Origin of the sequence: Croceicoccus naphthovorans (assembly GCF_001028705.1) — a bacterium.
GTDB classification, from domain to species: domain Bacteria; phylum Pseudomonadota; class Alphaproteobacteria; order Sphingomonadales; family Sphingomonadaceae; genus Croceicoccus; species Croceicoccus naphthovorans.
The window spans coordinates 2846782-2862937 of the sequence record NZ_CP011770.1 but is presented as its reverse complement, the minus strand read 5'-3'; the positions used below and the strand labels follow the sequence as shown (position 1 = coordinate 2862937).

Below are 16156 nucleotides of genomic sequence, written 5' to 3'. Positions count from 1 at the left end.
ATAGGAGCAGGATTTTGCGAGTTTATCGCCCGTTTCCAGTGACTTGGCGCTAGCGCCGCATGACTCCGCCCAGCGACGGCGTGCCGCCGCGCGCGGCGAGTTGCGCGATCAGCAACTCGCCGCAGGCCATCGCATCGACCAGCCCGTCGTGGCCCCGGTACGACGGCAAACCGTATTGCGCGCGCAGCTTGGCCAGCCGCAATCCGTCGGCGGCCCGGGTGCGCGGAAACCAACGGGTTTCGAGCGCCATCGTGCAGACGAATGGCGCGACGAAGGGCGCACCCCAGACGCGGCGGCAGGCGGCGTTCAGGAAGCCTTCCTCGATCTCTGCAAAGTGCGCGACCAAAGCCTTGCCCGACAGGTGCGGCAGCAGGCGGGCCAGCGCTTCTTCCTCGTCCGGCGCGTCTGCCAGCGCATCGTCGGTAATGGTGTGGATGACGACGCTCTTTTCCGACAGCGCCTCTGTCGGGCGAATGCGGATGCGGCGACCCGTACCGGCGAAAATCCGGTCGTGCGCCATCTCGATCAGGCCCGCCTCCAAAATGGCGCTAGTACCAAAATCCAGCCCGTCGGTTTCGAGGTCGAGCGCCACCATCGGCACCGCATCTACCGGCGTGTCCAGCGCCGGGTGCCCCGCCTCGTAGAAATCGCGAAGCGGCCCCGGCGGTGCGGCGCGGCGGGCGGCTTCGAAACGGCGGGCAAAGCGCCAAGCTGCGAACGGCTGAACCATCATGCCACGCCGCCCGCGAACTGGCCGCGCAGCTTATCCAGCTGATCGCGGATCAGGCGAAAGGCGTCGCGCAAATGCTCGCGGTCGAACCGCGACAGCGTGGCGGGGTCCAGCTTGTTCGACGGCGGGTCGCCCCGGTCGATCTGCTCTGCCTGATGGCGAAAGCGCACGTCGCGCACGAATTCGAAACAGGCGATCAGGTCGCTGGCCGATTCGTCGCTGATGCTGCCCGCCGCTGCCGCCGCGCGCAGGCGTTCCGCAGTGTTGGTCGCCTGCAATTCGCGGACCAGCGCATGGGTACGGGCGATGTCGACGATCGCGGCGATGGCCTGTTTCTTAAGGTCGAGAACGCGGCCTTCCACCGCATCGTCCTGCAACAGGAAGTTGCGGAAAAAGCCCAATGGCACCTGCGTGGCGGCGGCGGTGCGGGCGATGAAGGACAGGAAGATGCGGTTGCTGGCAGCGGCGGCAAAGACGCCCCGGCGCAAGCCCTCTACCAAGGCGGCATCGCCCGCCAGCGCGCGCATGTCGAAAAAGATCGTGCTTTCCAGAACGGCTTGCGGATCGGGGCTGTCGATCCAGCCCTTGAAGATCGCCAGCCACTGCTCTGCCGTGCGGCGATAGGCCGGGTTGGTCGCCATGATGTTGCCGGGGCAGTATCGGTATCCGGCGGCATTCAGCCCATCGCAGAGAAACCGCGCCAGTTCGGCGAAATAGCCATCGTGCCTTTCGGGATCGTAGTCGGGCGCGAAGACGAACCCGTTGTCCTGATCCGATCCCAGCGCCTGCTCTGCCCGCGCCAGCGATCCGAAACAGACCAGCGCATAGGCCACCGGCGGCGGGCCGAGCTTTGCCTCGCCCAGTTGCAGCAAGCGGCGATGCGCGCCCTCACCGATAGTCGAGACATAGCGCGAGACGTGATCGGCATCGACGCCTGCGCCGATCAGCCCGCCCAGCGCCTGCGGCAATTGGCCGGTCGCTTGCGCCACCGCGACGGGATCGTCGGCCGCGATGACCGCCTTGGCAATATGCAGCGCGTTCGACCCCAGCTGCGACAGGATGTCGTTCGAGGATACGACCGCGACGACCGTGCCGCTTGCGTCGGTTACCGGCAGGTGGTGGATGTGCCGCTCTGCCATCGTGATCAGCGCGGTCAGGATCGGCGTTTCGGCCACGACCGTCACAGGGTTCGCCGTCATCACCTGCGTCAGCGGGGTGGACAGGTCCAGTCTCGCGCCCAGCACGCGGCGGCGCAAGTCCTTGTCGGTGATGATCCCGACCAGCCGCGATCCTTCGCAGACCGGCAGGGTGGATACATCGCGATCCGCCATCAGCCGCGCCGCATCGCCCACCGCCATATCGGGCGTGCCGTGGACCAGTTCCTGCCGCCGCACCAGCGACAGAATCGCGGCATGCGCGCCCAGCAGTTCGTCGCCATTGTCGCCCCGCGGTCGCAGCGAGGCGACGGCGCGGCGCAATCGCGCGGCCTCGTCGGTTTCGAAGAAGGCGCGGAAATCGGGATGCGCGTCGATCAGCGCCATGAAGGCGGGTTTGGCGATGCGATAGACCAGCGCGTCTTCCAGCGCCGTCACCTCGTTCTGTGTGTGGCCGCCCCGGAGCAGCGATGGGTAGCCGAAGCATCCCCCTTCGCCCAGCCGCGCATTCAGGTCGCTGCCGCCCAGCCGCAGCTCCACCGCGCCGGATCGCACGACCGAGAACCACGCGTTCGCCTCTCCGGCAGATGCGATCCGCGATCCCCGGCGGTAATACCGGATCTCCAGCGCGCGGATCAGCGCCCGCAACTCGTCCACAGACAGCCCTGAGAACGGGGGATGGCGTCGCAGGAAATCCGCGACCTCGTTGGATTCCGGTGTGTCGTCCATTGCTGTGGCAAAGGTATGCCTGCGCGGCCCCGCCTGCCAGTACGACTTATGTCGAGGGTAGGCCATTGCCTGTGACAAATCATGTGAACTTCTTCTGCAATTGCGAAAACCGTGGGCAGGTGCGGACTAAAGATATATCAGGCGCGCCGAGGGACATCGTTGGGGGCAATACGGCAGTGGCATACAAGCGACTTTCGCCGCTGGACGGGCGTTCGCAGGAACGCTGGCGGGGCATGGCGTTCGGGCAGATTCAGTCCGGGCCCTATGTCGGGCGGGTCGTGTCCGTGGTCGAATTTTCCGAAACCGGCTGCCGCATCCGTGATCACGGGATGAAGTGCGAAGTCGGCGCGGTGTTCCATATGACGCTGGAGGATGTCGGCCCGATGATAATCGGCGTCCGCTGGTGCAACGGGGCCTTCATCGGCATCGAATTCCGCCATCCGCTGAGCAGGATCGTGCTGGATCACCTGCACCAGACCATCGCGCAGCCGTTGCAGCAGCGGATGACCCAGATGATGGCCAACCGCCCGTCGCAGAACGCAAGCGACAAGCCGGCCTGATCCCAGCACGCTCTTGCGTTCGCAGGGCGGGGGCAATAGCTGGACAGTTTAGATCCCGCGCCGCACCCTTCGCGACCTTCCGGAGCCTGAATGACCGAAACGCTCGCCATCACGCTTGTCCAGTGCAACCAGGTGGTTGGCGACATCGCCGCCAATGCAGAGGCCATGCTGGCCGCGCGCGACCGGGCGGCGAAGATGGAAAGCGATCTTGTCGTCTTTCCAGAGATGAACCTGATCGGCTATCCGCCCGAAGATCTGGTCCTGCGCCCCGCGCTGATCGAACGCGCGACGAGAGAGCTGGAAAAGCTGGCTGCCGCCACCGCCAAGTCCGGTCCCGCGATGCTGGTGGGCAGCGTTTTCGTCCGCGACGGCGCGCTGCACAACGGGGTCGCGCTGCTCGATGGCGGCAAGATCATCGCCACGCGGTTCAAGTACGAACTGCCGAACTACGGCACGTTTGACGAGGCGCGCCTGTTCACGCCGGGCGATCTGCCCGATCCGGTCCTGTTTCGTGGGGTCATGCTGGGCCTGCCGATTTGCGAGGATATCTGGCATCCATCGGTCTGCCGTCATCTGGCCGAACAGGGCGCGCAGATCTTCGTCTGCGTCAACGGCAGTCCGTATGAAATCGACAAGGACGTGCTGCGCATCGACGGCGTGGCGAAACGCCGCGCGATCGATACCGGCGTGCCGATGGCCTACGTCAACCGCGTGGGCGGTCAGGACGAACTGGCCTTCGACGGGGCCAGCTTCGTCATCAATGGCGACGGCACGCTGGCCGCGCAATTGCCCGATTGGGAAGAGGCGGAAGTCACGACCCGATGGGTCAAGGGCCGCGATGGGTGGTCCTGCGTGCCGGGCGCGCTGCATCGCCTGTCCGACCACCCGGAGGATATCTATTGCGCGATGGTCGTCGGCCTGCGCGATTATGTCGACAAAAACGGCTTCCCCGGCGTTGTGCTGGGCCTGTCGGGCGGGATCGACAGCGCGATCTGCGCCGCCATCGCCGCCGATGCGCTGGGACCGGACCGGGTTTGGTGCGTAATGCTGCCCAGCCGGTTCACCAGTCAGGAAAGCCTCGACGACGCGGCGGAATGCGCGCGGCTGATCGGATGCCGACTGTCGACCATTCCGATCCAGCCTGCGGTCGCCGGTTTCGACGCAATGCTGGCCGACGACTTTGCCGACATGAGCGTCGACATCACCGAAGAGAACCTGCAATCGCGCATTCGCGGCGTGACCCTGATGGCTCTGTCCAACAAGTTCGGGCCGATGCTGGTCACCACCGGCAACAAGAGCGAGATGAGCGTCGGCTATGCCACGATCTATGGCGACATGTCGGGCGGCTACAACCCGCTGAAGGATGCGTACAAGACGACCGTGTTCCGCGCCTCGGAATGGCGCAATACGCACAAGCCCCGCATCGGGCTGGGCCCCGATGGGCCGGTCATTCCGCAGAACATCATCGACAAACCGCCCAGCGCCGAACTGCGCCCTGATCAGAAGGACAGCGATTCGCTGCCCGATTACGACACGCTGGACGGTATCCTGATGGGCCTGGTCGAGCATGAGAAGAGCGTGGACCAGTTGGTTGCAGAGGGATTCGAGCGAGAGGTGGTGGTGCGCATCGAACGCCTGCTCCACGTCGCCGAGTACAAGCGGCGGCAGGCCCCTCCCGGCGTGAAGCTGACCACGCGCAACTTCGGACGCGACCGGCGCTATCCGATTACGCATCGGTTCCGCTCGGCGTGAGGGTGTGGGCTGCCTCGCTGGCACTGGCGCCCTTGCTGGGCGCGTGCGGCGATGCGGACGAACCGGCGGTTGCAGAGACGACCGAAGCGCCCGATCCGATGGCGAGCGCGAGCGAGCGTGCTGCCGAGGAATTCGGCCAGCGCATGCCCCAACCGGTAGATCCCTGGCCCGATAGCATTCGCGGCGATTACCGTCTGGCCGGGATCGATGGCGAGCCGTTCGATCAGCCCTTCGGCGTAGCGATCCATATCGGGCAGGACCGGATCGAGTTCGAAAACTGCCAGCAGGTCACGTGGCGATATAGATATGACCCGCCTGCTCTGATCACCGAACGCACCCCTGCGATCACCATCGATATCAATCCCAAGCCTCTGCCCTGCGCGGCAACCTTCCCGCCGCCGCTGGCCGATATGGTCCGCGCTATCGACAGCGCGACGCAGGCGGAGAAAACGCCCGAAAACGGACTGCGCCTGTCAGGCGGCGGGCACTCGGTCCTGTTGTTCTCGCAGTAACGCCGGTCAGGCGGTTGCCTGACTGCCCTTCGCAAAGGGCGCGGAAAAGTCCGACAGTTCGGGATGGCCTTCCCACCATAGCGGGATCGCGCGGCGGCTGTTCGGTTCCGACCGGATGCGGGCCAAGGCGCTGCGCGCGGACCAGATATGTTCGGGCGGGCAGGATGTGATGCGGCTTCTGGCAAACGGTGCTTCGCAGGCGTTGCAAGAGTAGTCTTCGCGAACGTAGTGAAAGGCGATCATCGCATCGTCGCCCCCTGACACCCAGCCATGCGACGGGTCCGCCGCCAACTGTTTCGCCCGGCCCCAGGCCTTGCAATGGGGGCACCAGCGGACTTGCACCGTTCCAACCATCCGATCCCTTCCGTCCATTATTATCAGGCAGTGTCCGGCTGCCCCTTTTTCGCCACTATGCTGCGCAGCATGCGACTCAGCAAGCCCCATTAATCCACTGTTAAGCATTTAAGCGCCCCGCGGGCTGCTGCACGATCCTCGCTGGTCACGCCGCGCGGGCAGGCTATAGGGGCGGGCATGACCGTTACCCGCTTCGCTCCATCGCCGACCGGCCGCCTGCATGTCGGCAATATCCGCACGGCGCTTCACAACTGCCTGCTGGCCCGCAAGGCCGGGGGGCGGTTTATGTTACGCATCGACGATACCGACGCGGCCCGTTCAGAAGAGCAATATGTCGAGGCGATTCGCGCCGACCTTGATTGGCTGGGCCTGACGCCCGATGGCGAGGAGCGTCAGTCGGAACGCCTCGCGCTTTACGACGAGGCGTTTGAGAAACTGCGCGCCGCCGGACGCGTCTATCGCTGCTACGAAACCGCGCAAGAGCTGGATCTGCGGCGCAAGGTCCTGCTGGGCCGGGGCCTGCCGCCGATTTACGACCGCGCGGCGCTGGGCCTGACCGAAGCGGACCATGCGGCCAAGGCCGAAGCGGGCGTGGCCCCGCACTGGCGCTTCCTGATCGACCGGGAAGAGGCGATTGCGTGGGACGACGGCATTCGCGGGCCCCAGAAGTTCGAGGGCGACCGTCTGTCCGATCCGGTGATCCGCCGCGCCGACGGGTCGTGGCTCTATATGCTGCCAAGCGCAGTCGACGACATTGCGATGGGCGTGACCGACGTGCTGCGGGGGGAGGACCACGTTTCGAACACCGCGGTCCAGTTGCAGATGTTCACGGCACTTGGCGCAACCCCGCCGCGCTTCGCGCACGAGGCGCTGCTGACCGGGAACGAGGGCAAGCTGTCGAAGCGGCTTGGGTCGCTGGGCGTCGACGCCTTTCGCGAACAGGGGCTGGAGGCGATGGCGATTACCTCGCTGCTGGCACGCATCGGCACCTCGCAGCCGGTGGTGGCGGAAACGTCGCTCGAGGCTTTGGCCGATGGATTCGATCTTTCAACTTTCGGACGCGCGCCGGCGCGGTTCGACGAGGGCGAATTGCTGCGCCTGAATGCGCAGATCGTGCACCAGATGGACTATGCCGAAGTGCGCGGCCTCTTGCCCGAAGGCATGGACGAGGCGGCATGGCTGGCCGTCCGCCCGAACCTTGAAAAGGCGAGCGAGGCGCAGGAATGGTGGCAGGTCATCGCGGGCGATGTGCCCCGGCCGGACCTGTCGGACGAAGAGCGTGCCTTTGCCGGGCAGGCGGCGGATGTCGCCGAAACGCTGGACTGGGGCGAGGATGCGTGGAAGGCGCTGACCGCCGCGCTGAAGGATGCGACCGGGCGCAAGGGAAAGGCGCTGTTCCTGCCGCTGCGGCTGGCGCTGACGGGCATGGACCACGGGCCGGATATGGCGACGCTGCTACCGCTGATCGGCAAGGCCCGCGCGGTCGAACGCCTGCGGGCGGCGGGGTAGGACGATAATAGCAACAGGCCGTGACGGTCTTACTTCCCGGACTGGCGATCATGCTCCGCCAAGGCGTCCTCAAGCCTCGAATAGGTATATGGTCCGACGTGGTAGTGCACCGAAGTGACTGCGGTAACCCCATCGGGTAGCGGCGTTGGCGGGGGCGCTTGCAGCGAACCGCCTTCGCTTTCCCATTCGCGGGTCGCGGACTGGTTGGGGGTTGGCACGGTGTTCATATCATCCATCCTTGTCATCGGCGGGGCGCTCGTCATGAGGCCAGCCCAGATCGGACAGGCCATTCGCCTTGCGCCACTCTGCCATTCGTTTCGCCCGCCCGCCCATCAGATCGATGGCTTCCTTGCGATCATCTGCCGAGCCTGAGCGGTCGACTTTCATCGCGGCGAGTTGGTGATCGAAGAGAAACTTGTTCATCGGCATGGCAATGAATCCTTGCGAGAGGGATTTGGCATGAGCCGGGGGTACTAGCCCCGGCCCCTGCTGTCGGCGTCAGCCCTGCTGGTGCTGCAGGTTCACGGCACTCTTCCTGCCGCCATCAACTTCGCTGGTTTCGTAACTGAACCGCTGATCGACCTTCGGCACCTGGCCTTCCTGTTGCAGGTCCGCCTTCTTGAAACGGAGCGCGTCGCCGCCCGCTTCAGGGGTAATCGAGCCTGTGCCCATGCTGCTGTCATAGCTCTTGATTTTGCCAAACTGTGTCATCTGTCATTCCTTCGAACATGCGTGCAGCGCGCCAGAATTGACCCGGCTGCGACTAAGAGGCGGAACTGAAGGAAAAAGGCTCCCGATTGGGGGAGCGGTGACCGTCGATTGCGACTGGTAGCTATATCCTAGATGGTTACGGCACGACCCGATTACAACTCAGGTGTCGAACAGTCGCGCGAACAGGGACTGTCGCCGTAAGCGGGTCGGGCAAGGGCGGCCCCGATTGGCATGGCCCATCCGCCGGCTTGTGCCCATGGCGGCGGCTTGGATTGTCTTCACATAACGGGATTTAGGGAGTTTTGTCCGCTACCCCGCCGCTTCTTCCGTCGCCTGAACCGCTTCCAGCAGCTTTTTCTCCAGCGTCTTCAATCGGCTCTCGCTGACGATCTTGTCGCCCAGCAAATCCGTCACATAGAACGTATCCGCCGCGCGTTCGCCATAGTTGGTGATGTGGGCGGAGTTGATGATCGTCTTCGCCTCGAACAGCGCGCGCGACAGGCGGTTCAGCAGGGCCGGACGATCGCGGGCGTTGACCTCGATCACCGTGAACTTGCTCGATGCCCCGTTATCGAATTCGACGCGCGGGCGGACTTCGAAGGCATGGCTGCGCTGATGCGTCAGGGGGCGGGCGGCCAGTTGCGGGACCAGCTTCACCTTGTTGGCCAGCGCTTCCTCGATACCCCGGACCAGCCGGGTCAGCTGCGCATCTTCGTGAAAGGGCCGACCGTGCGGGTCCTGGACCAGGAAGTTGTCGACCGCGATGCCGCGCCGCGTGGTGTGGATGCGGGCGTCGATGATGTTTGCACCGGCAAGGTGGATCGCGCCGCAGATGCGGCTGAACAGGCCGGGGTGGTCGGCCCCGATGGCGGTGACCAGCGTCGCGCCGCGATCTTCATGGTACTGCGTTTCGATGGACAGCGGCGCATCGCCCTTGGCCTTCAACTGGCGCAGGTTCGATGCGATGACGTCTTCCTGCTCGGCGATCCAGTACGACGGGTGGAACGTCTGGCCTACATCCTCGACCAGGCCGGCCTCGTCGCCCATCAGGCCGATGACCGCATCCTTCTTTGCCGCGATCCGCACGTCCCGCCCGTGCCCCTTGTGGCCCAGACGGATGCGTTCCTCGCTGGCGAAGTAGAGGTCTGCCAGAAGCTGCCCCTTCCAGCTGTTCCACACCCCCGGCCCGACCGCGCCGATGTCGACCACGGTCAGCACCAGCAATTGCCGCAACCGTTCGAGCGATTGCACTACCTCGACGAAATCGCCGATGGTCTTGGGGTCCGACAAGTCGCGCTTGAAGGCCGTGGCGCTCATCAACAGGTGGTTGCGCACCAGCCACGATACCAGCTCGGTCTCTTCCTCGTTCATACCGAGGCGAGGGCAGACCCTTTTCGCAAGGTCCGCGCCCAGTACCGAATGATCCCCGCCGCGCCCTTTGGCGATGTCGTGCATCAGCGTTGCGACATAGAGCGCGCGGCGGTGCTTCAGCTTGGCGATCAGCTTGGTGGAAATCGGGTGCGACTCAGCCACTTCGCCCGCCTCGATCTTGGCCAGTTTACCGATGGCGCGGATCGTGTGTTCGTCGACGGTGTAGTGGTGGTACATGTCGAACTGCATCTGCGCGACGACGCGGCCGAACTCGGGCATGATGCGACCGAATACGCCCGCCTCGTTCATCCAGCGCAGCGCCAGTTCGGGATCGTCGTGGCTGGCCAACAGGTCCAAGAACAGCGCGTTCGCCCTGGGATCGTTGCGCACAGACCGGTCGATCAGCGCGGCATCGCGGTCGGCCTTGCGCATCGCCTCGGGATGCACCTCCAGCCCCTCGCGATTGGCGAGGGTGAAGATTTCCACCAGCCGCACCGGGTCTTTCTGAAAGAAGGTGTCGTCGGGCACGTTGATCCGCCCCGCCGCGATCTCGAACCCCTTCAGCGTGCGTTTGCGCCCGCGAAGGCGAGACAGCAGGTTGGTCGACTTGCTGGCGAACTGCTCATCCAACTGGGCCAGGAACACGCCGGTCAGCGACCCGACGCGCTTGGCCTGCAGGAAGTAGAACCGCATGAACCGTTCGACAGAGCTTTTGCCGGGGCGGTCGACGAAATTCATCCGGTCGGCCACTTCGCGTTGCAGGTCGAAAGTCAGGCGATCTTCTTCGCGCCCGGTGATCATGTGCATGTGGCAACGCACCGCCCAGAAGAAGTTCTCGGCCCGGCGGAAGGACCGGTATTCGACCTGTGTCAGCAGCCCCGCTTCGACAAGCTCCGCCCCGCTGCGCACGCGGTGGATGTACTTGCCGATCCAGTACAGCGTCTGAAGGTCGCGCAGGCCGCCCTTGCCCTCTTTGACGTTGGGTTCGACGACATAGCGCGAATCGCCCATTCGCTTGTGCCGCGCGTCGCGTTCCTCCAGCTTTTCGGCGATGAACTGGCGCTCGGTCCCCTTGACCACATCGTTCCAGAACCGGTCGCGCGCCTGATCGTACAGGTCCTGATCGCCCCATAGATAGCGCGCTTCCAGCAGGGACGTTCGGATCGTCAGGTCCTGCTTTGCCATGCGGACCATGTCATCAAGGCTGCGGCTGGAATGGCCGACCTTCAGGCCCAGATCCCACAACAGATACAGCATCGCCTCGATCACCTGTTCGCACCACGCGGTGTTCCTGATCGGGGTAATGAAGGCGATGTCGACATCGGACTGCGGCGCCATTTCGGCTCGGCCATAGCCGCCGACGGCAAGGATCGCGATGCGTTCGCCGGAAGATCGGTTGGCCAGCGGATAGACATGCCCGATCACGTAATCGTGGATCACGCGGATCAGCTGGTCGATCAGGAAAGCCTGCGCATTGGCGGCCTTGTGACCGGCGGAAGGCTCCGCCTCCAGCCGGGACGCGATCTCGGCTCGGCCCTTGGCGAGGGACTCTTTCAGCTCCGCGACGATCGCCTTGCGGTCGGGCTTGTCGCCTGCGGTCGCGATCTTCTCGATCTTCGCGGCAAGGCGGCGGCGGTCGATCACGGCACGCTGGTTGGGAACTTTGCGCAATTGGGGTCCTTCCTGTGCCGGGCGACTCCTTTGGTCCGGCGGCTACGGCTCTATCGTCATGACGGGCCACTGCAAGATGCGTATCGCACCGGAGCATTGCCAGCCCCCATCCTGCGCAAGCCCCCTATTATCCGCTCCCCGGCTGTGCCAAAAGCGCGCCCGTTGCGCCGGGCGAACCCTTCCCGGCACCGTTTTCATGGGAACCGGACCTTTCGTGCTCAGCCTGCTTGCCGCCACGGCCAGTGAACCGATTTACTGGGAAAACCTGGGCCTGCGCCCGGGGATCGACCTCGGCTTCTTCACTCTGCGCTTTTACTCGCTGGCCTATCTGGCCGGCATCGTTATGGCCTATTGGCACTTGTCGCGGATGCTCAAGCAACCCGGCGCGCCGATGGCGCAGCGTCATGCAGAGGACCTGTTCTTCTGGTGTACGCTGGGCGTGATCCTTGGCGGGCGCATCGGCTATGCCACGTTTTACGAGCCCGAGTTGTGGAGCGATCCGACCGCGCTGATCTCGCTGTGGAACGGGGGGATGAGCTTTCACGGCGGCGTGATGGGCGTGCTGCTGGCCATCACTTGGGTCAGCTGGCGCGGCAAGCTGAACTTTATCCGCGTGTGCGACTATATCGCGGTCAACGTGCCGTTCGGCATGCTATTCGGGCGTTTGGCGAACTTCGTGAATGGAGAGCTTTGGGGCCGCCCTACCGACGTGCCGTGGGCGATGGTGTTCCCGCGCGCGGGGCCGCTGGCCCGGCATCCCAGCCAGCTTTACGAGGCGGCGCTGGAAGGCGCGTTGATGATCGTGATCATGCTGGTGTTGTTCTGGATGACGCGGGCGCGGTACCGCCCGGGTCTGTTGGTCGGTGTGTTCACGGCGGGAATCGCGGCGGGGCGCTTCACGGTGGAATTTTTCCGCGAACCCGATGCTCAGCTGGCCGAATTCGCGCGGGAAACCGGGCTTTCGATGGGCCAGTGGCTGACGATTCCGCTGATCGTGATCGGGCTTGGCGTGGCGATCTGGGCGCTGACCCGTCCGGCTATCGGACAGAAAGCATCGCGGCCCGCCGCCGACCCCGCGTGAAGCCACGGTGTCGGCGCCAGAGGATCTGACCGACCACTTCCGCAGGCTGATTCGCCTGACGGGCCCGATCCCGCTGGCGCAATATATGGCAGAGGCGAACGCGCGGTACTACGCGACCCGCGATCCGCTGGGCGCGGCGGGCGATTTCATCACCGCACCAGAGATCAGTCAGATGTTCGGCGAAGTGGTCGGTGGCTGGCTGGCCGATATCCGTGCGCGCTCCGGTGCCGCCGACGCGATCTATGTCGAACTGGGGCCGGGGCGCGGAACACTGGCGCGCGATGCCTTGAAAGTGCTCGGCATGGCGGGAACGGTACCGGACGTGCATTTCGTCGAAGGCTCGCCCGCCTTGCGCGAAAAGCAGGGCGACCTGCTGGCCGGGGCGCGGTTCCACAACGATGTCTCGACCCTGCCCGAAGACCGCCCGCTGCTGATCGTCGCCAACGAATTTTTCGACGCGCTGCCGGTGCGGCAACTGGTCCGCACCCCCGATGGCTGGCGCGAACGAATGGTGGGGCTTGATGGCGAAAGCCTTGTCCCCATTGCGGGCGACAAACCGATGGACGCGGCAATTCCGGCGCGTTTCGCGGACCTGCCGCCCGATAGCATTGTCGAAACCTGCCCGGCGGCGAGCGCGGTGATGCACGACCTTGCCGCCCGCATTGTCGCGCAGGGCGGGGCGATGATCGTGTTCGACTATGGTTATCTTGCGCCGCAACCCGGTTCGACGTTTCAGGCCCTGTCCAAACATCGTCATCACGATCCGTTTACCGCCCCCGGCACCGCCGACCTGACATGCCATGTCGATTTCGCTGCGCTGGCCGATGCGGCGCGGCGCGGCGGCGCGCGGTTGGACGGCATGGCAGAGCAGGGCGCGGTGCTGATGGCGCTGGGCATGGGGCATCGCGCGGCCGCGCTGGCCCGTGCGAATCCGGGGCAGGCGGGGGCGGTCATCGCGGGTCTGGAACGGCTTACCGCGCCCGATGCGATGGGGCGTCTGTTCAAGGCGATGGCGCTTGCCGCACCGACATGGCCCGAAAGTGCAGGCTTCGCAGATGCGGAAATGGGGTAAAATCCCTGTTGGAAATTTCGCGCGCCGTGTCTATGAGGCGCGCCAAGACGGGTCCTGCAGGGGGCGATCTTCCCCTGTGCGCAGCGATTCCGGACCGTATCGGCGTGATACCCGGTGCGGACGACAACGAACCTTCCTGCCCGGCATCCCGCCGGGCGGCCAGATCAGGGATGGCCAGGCATGGCAGAAGCGACGATCGACAACCCCGCAGTTGCGGATAGCGATGAAGGTGGCGTGCGTCGCCGCGACTTCATCGAGATCGCGGCGGTCAGCTTTGGCGGCGTCGGCGCCCTTTCGGTTCTCTATCCCTTGATCAGCCAGATGGCCCCGTCCAAGGACGTGCTGGCCGCCAGCTCGACCGAAGTGGACGTTTCCGCGATTGAGCCGGGACAGGCGATCAAGGCCGTTTTCCGCAAGCAGCCGCTGTTCGTGCGCCGTTTGACGGAGCGCGAGATTGAAGAGGCGAACGCGGTCGACGCGTCCACCCTTCGCGATCCCGCCACCTTGGCCGAAATGACCAAGGAAGGGCACACCGACATGCTCGTCACCATGGGCGTTTGCACCCACCTGGGCTGCGTGCCGCTGGGCGCGGGCGAGGGGGAGATCAAGGGTGAGTTCGGCGGTTACTTCTGCCCCTGCCACGGTTCGCACTACGACACCGCGGCGCGCATCCGCAAAGGCCCGGCTCCGCTGAACCTTGAGGTTCCGGAGTACGCGTTTACTTCCGACACCACGATTACAGTCGGCTGAGGATAAGAGACGATGAGCTTCCCCTGGGCGAACCACTACCAGCCGAAAAACCCGTTCATGCAGTGGATGGACGAGAAGCTGCCGCTTCCGCGTCTGGTCTACAACGCCATCGGCTCGGGCTATCCGGTGCCGCGCAACCTGAACTATTGGTGGAACTTCGGCGTTCTCGCCGGTTTCTGCTTGGTCATCCAGATCGTCACCGGCGTCGTGCTGGCGATGCACTATGCGCCGAACGCGCTGGTCGCCTTCGATTCGACAGAGCACATCATGCGCGACGTCAACTGGGGCTGGATGATGCGCTATGCGCACGCCAACGGCGCATCGGCGTTCTTCGTGGTCGTGTATACCCACATATTCCGCGGCTTCCTGTTCAGCTCGTACAAGGCGCCGCGCGAAATGGTGTGGCTGCTGGGCGTTGTCATCTTCCTGCTGATGATGGCCACCGCGTTCATGGGCTATGTCCTGCCTTGGGGCCAGATGAGCTTCTGGGGTGCCAAGGTCATCACCGGCCTGTTCGGCGCAATCCCGCTGGTGGGTGAGCCGCTGCAGGTTTGGCTGCTGGGCGGTTTCGCGCCCGACAACGCTGCGCTGAACCGCTTCTTCTCGCTGCACTTCCTGCTGCCCTTCGTGATCGCGGGTGTCGTCATCCTGCACATCTGGGCGCTGCACATCCCCGGATCGTCGAACCCGACGGGCGTGGAAGTGAAGACCGAAAGCGACACCGTGCCGTTCCACCCGTACTACACGGCGAAGGACGGTTTCGGACTGGCCGTGTTCCTGGTGATCTACACGACTTTCGTGTTCTTCCTGCCGAACTTTCTCGGCCACCCGGATAACTATATCCCGGCGAACCCGCTCTCGACCCCGGCGCACATCGTTCCCGAATGGTACTTCTGGCCGTTCTACGCGATCCTGCGCGCCTTCACTTTCGACTTCTTCTTCATTCCGGCAAAGCTGCTGGGCGTGCTGGCGATGTTCGCGGCGATCCTGGTCTGGTTCTTCCTGCCCTGGCTGGATACCAGCCCGGTCCGTTCGTCGCGCTATCGCCCGCTGATGCGCAAGTTCTGGTGGTTCGGCTTCGTGCCCGCAATGGCCGCGCTGTTCTACCTGGGCGGTGCACCGGCCGAAGAACCCTACGTCATGTTCAGCCAGCTGGCCGCCGCGTATTACTTCGCGCATTTCCTGATCATCCTGCCCATCGTGTCGATGATCGAGAAGACCAAGCCGCTGCCGAACTCCATCACCGAAGCCGTGCTCGCCAAGAATGGCGAAGCCGCAGCCGCCGAATAACCGGTAGGAATAGGGAAACAGACACATGGTCCGCCTCATCGGTATCCTCGTCGGCCTTTTCTTCAGCGGCTGGCTTCTCGTCACTCTCGCGGTGGGTTTCGTAACCTGGGCGTCCGAACCCAAGATCGAGACCGCGGAACACGCGTTCCACGAACACCCGAAGGATCTCGACCTCGCCAGCAATGGCCCGTTCGGTCACTTCGACCTTCAGCAGGTGCAGCGTGGCTACAAGGTCTACAAGGAAGTCTGCTCGGCCTGTCATTCGCTGAACCACGTCGCTTTCCGCGATCTGGAACAGTTGGGCTATTCCGAAGCGCAGGTTAAGGCCGAAGCAGCGATGTGGCAGGTTCCGGGCGTCGATCCGGTAACCGGCGAAGCGACGACGCGTCCGGCCCTGCCGACCGACTACTTCCCGCGCCCCTATCCGAACGATGTCGCGGCGCGCGCTGCCAACAACAACGCGATCCCGCCAGACCTCTCGCTGATGGCCAAGGCCCGCCACGACGGTGCCGCCTATGTCTACTCGCTGCTGACGGGCTATCAGGATCAGCCGGCCGAGTTGCTCGCGGAATTCCCCGACAGCAAGACGCCGAACGGGCTGCACTACAACCCGTACTTCGCCAACCTGAACCTTGCGATGGCTCCGCCGCTGTCGGACGGCCAAGTGGACTTCGACGACGGATCGCCCAACGATCTCGACTCGATGTCGCAGGACGTGGCCGCGTTCCTCGTCTGGACGGCGGAACCCACGCTGGCCAAGCGTCACCAGACCGGCTGGCCTGTGGTGCTCTTCCTGATCATCCTGTCGGTGCTGGCTTACCTCGCCTATCGCAACGTGTGGCGTAACCAGAAACATTGAGCCGTTCCGCAAGGGACAGCATGAAGGGGCCGCCGGAGCGTTCCGGCGGCC

General features: G+C 64.5%; 16 protein-coding genes. 9 read left to right on the top strand and 7 right to left on the bottom strand.

Going from position 1 to position 16156, the window contains the following annotated elements; genetic code table 11:
• Window positions 1-49: 49 nt before the first annotated feature.
• Entirely contained in the window at window positions 50-733 is a 684-nt protein-coding gene (locus tag AB433_RS14325) for an exonuclease domain-containing protein (RefSeq protein ID WP_082134946.1), read from the bottom strand.
• On the bottom strand, window positions 730-2613 hold the full coding sequence (locus AB433_RS14320) for a putative nucleotidyltransferase substrate binding domain-containing protein (RefSeq protein WP_047821938.1): 1884 nt from the start codon (window positions 2611-2613) through the stop codon (window positions 730-732). The genes AB433_RS14325 and AB433_RS14320 overlap by 4 nt, the downstream gene beginning before the upstream one ends.
• A 176-nt stretch (window positions 2614-2789) precedes the next feature.
• On the opposite strand from AB433_RS14320, the gene AB433_RS14315 reads away from it, so the two are divergent.
• The 3 genes from AB433_RS14315 (at window position 2790) to AB433_RS14305 (ending at window position 5437) form a co-directional block, all read left to right on the top strand.
• On the top strand, window positions 2790-3173 hold the full coding sequence (locus AB433_RS14315) for a hypothetical protein (protein ID WP_156170838.1): 384 nt from the start codon (window positions 2790-2792) through the stop codon (window positions 3171-3173).
• Window positions 3174-3263: 90 nt separating this feature from the next.
• Window positions 3264-4925, top strand: coding sequence for an NAD+ synthase (locus AB433_RS14310; protein WP_047821934.1), 1662 nt, complete (start codon window positions 3264-3266; stop codon window positions 4923-4925).
• Window positions 4922-5437, top strand: a complete 516-nt coding sequence (locus AB433_RS14305) for a hypothetical protein (RefSeq protein WP_156170837.1) — start codon at window positions 4922-4924, stop codon at window positions 5435-5437. The genes AB433_RS14310 and AB433_RS14305 overlap by 4 nt, the downstream gene beginning before the upstream one ends.
• A gap of 6 nt (window positions 5438-5443) precedes the next feature.
• Here the strand turns inward: AB433_RS14305 and AB433_RS14300 are convergent, their stop codons facing one another.
• Complete coding sequence (locus AB433_RS14300) at window positions 5444-5791, bottom strand: hypothetical protein (protein WP_156170836.1); 348 nt, start codon at window positions 5789-5791, stop codon at window positions 5444-5446.
• A gap of 177 nt (window positions 5792-5968) precedes the next feature.
• Here AB433_RS14300 and gltX point away from each other — a divergent pair, with 177 nt between their 5' ends.
• Window positions 5969-7300 (top strand): glutamate--tRNA ligase, encoded by a 1332-nt coding sequence (gene gltX, locus AB433_RS14295; protein ID WP_047821928.1) that lies wholly within the window; start codon window positions 5969-5971, stop codon window positions 7298-7300.
• A 29-nt stretch (window positions 7301-7329) separates the two neighbouring features.
• Here the strand turns inward: gltX and AB433_RS20625 are convergent, their stop codons facing one another.
• The 4 genes from AB433_RS20625 to AB433_RS14280 all read right to left on the bottom strand — a co-directional run bounded on the left by AB433_RS20625 (window position 7330) and on the right by AB433_RS14280 (window position 11053).
• Window positions 7330-7527 carry a hypothetical protein gene (locus AB433_RS20625; RefSeq protein ID WP_156170835.1) on the bottom strand — a complete coding sequence of 66 codons (198 nt, stop codon included), beginning with the start codon at window positions 7525-7527 and terminating at the stop codon, window positions 7330-7332.
• A gap of 1 nt (window position 7528) precedes the next feature.
• Window positions 7529-7723: a hypothetical protein gene (locus AB433_RS14290; RefSeq protein ID WP_047824187.1), complete on the bottom strand. Its 195-nt coding sequence runs from the start codon at window positions 7721-7723 to the stop codon at window positions 7529-7531.
• A gap of 75 nt (window positions 7724-7798) precedes the next feature.
• On the bottom strand, window positions 7799-8011 hold the full coding sequence (locus AB433_RS14285) for a hypothetical protein (RefSeq protein WP_047821926.1): 213 nt from the start codon (window positions 8009-8011) through the stop codon (window positions 7799-7801).
• 309 nt (window positions 8012-8320) lie between these two features.
• Window positions 8321-11053 carry a [protein-PII] uridylyltransferase gene (locus AB433_RS14280; RefSeq protein ID WP_047821925.1) on the bottom strand — a complete coding sequence of 911 codons (2733 nt, stop codon included), beginning with the start codon at window positions 11051-11053 and terminating at the stop codon, window positions 8321-8323.
• Between the two features lie 196 nt (window positions 11054-11249).
• Between AB433_RS14280 and lgt the strand changes: the two genes are divergently transcribed.
• The 5 genes from lgt to AB433_RS14255 all read left to right on the top strand — a co-directional run bounded on the left by lgt (window position 11250) and on the right by AB433_RS14255 (window position 16105).
• On the top strand, window positions 11250-12134 hold the full coding sequence (lgt, locus tag AB433_RS14275; RefSeq protein WP_047821923.1) for a prolipoprotein diacylglyceryl transferase: 885 nt from the start codon (window positions 11250-11252) through the stop codon (window positions 12132-12134).
• 7 nt (window positions 12135-12141) lie between these two features.
• Window positions 12142-13206 carry a class I SAM-dependent methyltransferase gene (locus AB433_RS14270; RefSeq protein ID WP_047821921.1) on the top strand — a complete coding sequence of 355 codons (1065 nt, stop codon included), beginning with the start codon at window positions 12142-12144 and terminating at the stop codon, window positions 13204-13206.
• A gap of 180 nt (window positions 13207-13386) precedes the next feature.
• The gene (petA, locus tag AB433_RS14265; RefSeq protein WP_047821919.1) at window positions 13387-13956 is read left to right on the top strand and encodes a ubiquinol-cytochrome c reductase iron-sulfur subunit; all 570 of its coding nucleotides are present in this window, start codon (window positions 13387-13389) and stop codon (window positions 13954-13956) included.
• A 12-nt stretch (window positions 13957-13968) separates the two neighbouring features.
• On the top strand, window positions 13969-15246 hold the full coding sequence (locus tag AB433_RS14260; protein WP_047821916.1) for a cytochrome b: 1278 nt from the start codon (window positions 13969-13971) through the stop codon (window positions 15244-15246).
• A gap of 25 nt (window positions 15247-15271) precedes the next feature.
• Window positions 15272-16105 (top strand): cytochrome c1, encoded by an 834-nt coding sequence (locus AB433_RS14255; protein WP_047821914.1) that lies wholly within the window; start codon window positions 15272-15274, stop codon window positions 16103-16105.
• Window positions 16106-16156 lie beyond the last annotated feature (51 nt).

Coding starts and splice junctions, on each gene's coding strand:
- AB433_RS14285 (WP_047821926.1), bottom strand. CDS start 8,011: ATGACACAGTTTGGCAAAATCAAGAGCTATGACAGCAGCATGGGCACA.
- lgt (WP_047821923.1), top strand. CDS start 11,250: ATGGGAACCGGACCTTTCGTGCTCAGCCTGCTTGCCGCCACGGCCAGT.
- AB433_RS14320 (WP_047821938.1), bottom strand. CDS start 2,613: ATGGACGACACACCGGAATCCAACGAGGTCGCGGATTTCCTGCGACGC.
- AB433_RS14290 (WP_047824187.1), bottom strand. CDS start 7,723: ATGAACAAGTTTCTCTTCGATCACCAACTCGCCGCGATGAAAGTCGAC.
- gltX (WP_047821928.1), top strand. CDS start 5,969: ATGACCGTTACCCGCTTCGCTCCATCGCCGACCGGCCGCCTGCATGTC.
- AB433_RS14310 (WP_047821934.1), top strand. CDS start 3,264: ATGACCGAAACGCTCGCCATCACGCTTGTCCAGTGCAACCAGGTGGTT.
- AB433_RS14260 (WP_047821916.1), top strand. CDS start 13,969: ATGAGCTTCCCCTGGGCGAACCACTACCAGCCGAAAAACCCGTTCATG.
- AB433_RS14300 (WP_156170836.1), bottom strand. CDS start 5,791: ATGGTTGGAACGGTGCAAGTCCGCTGGTGCCCCCATTGCAAGGCCTGG.
- AB433_RS14325 (WP_082134946.1), bottom strand. CDS start 733: ATGATGGTTCAGCCGTTCGCAGCTTGGCGCTTTGCCCGCCGTTTCGAA.
- AB433_RS14255 (WP_047821914.1), top strand. CDS start 15,272: ATGGTCCGCCTCATCGGTATCCTCGTCGGCCTTTTCTTCAGCGGCTGG.
- AB433_RS20625 (WP_156170835.1), bottom strand. CDS start 7,527: ATGAACACCGTGCCAACCCCCAACCAGTCCGCGACCCGCGAATGGGAA.
- petA (WP_047821919.1), top strand. CDS start 13,387: ATGGCAGAAGCGACGATCGACAACCCCGCAGTTGCGGATAGCGATGAA.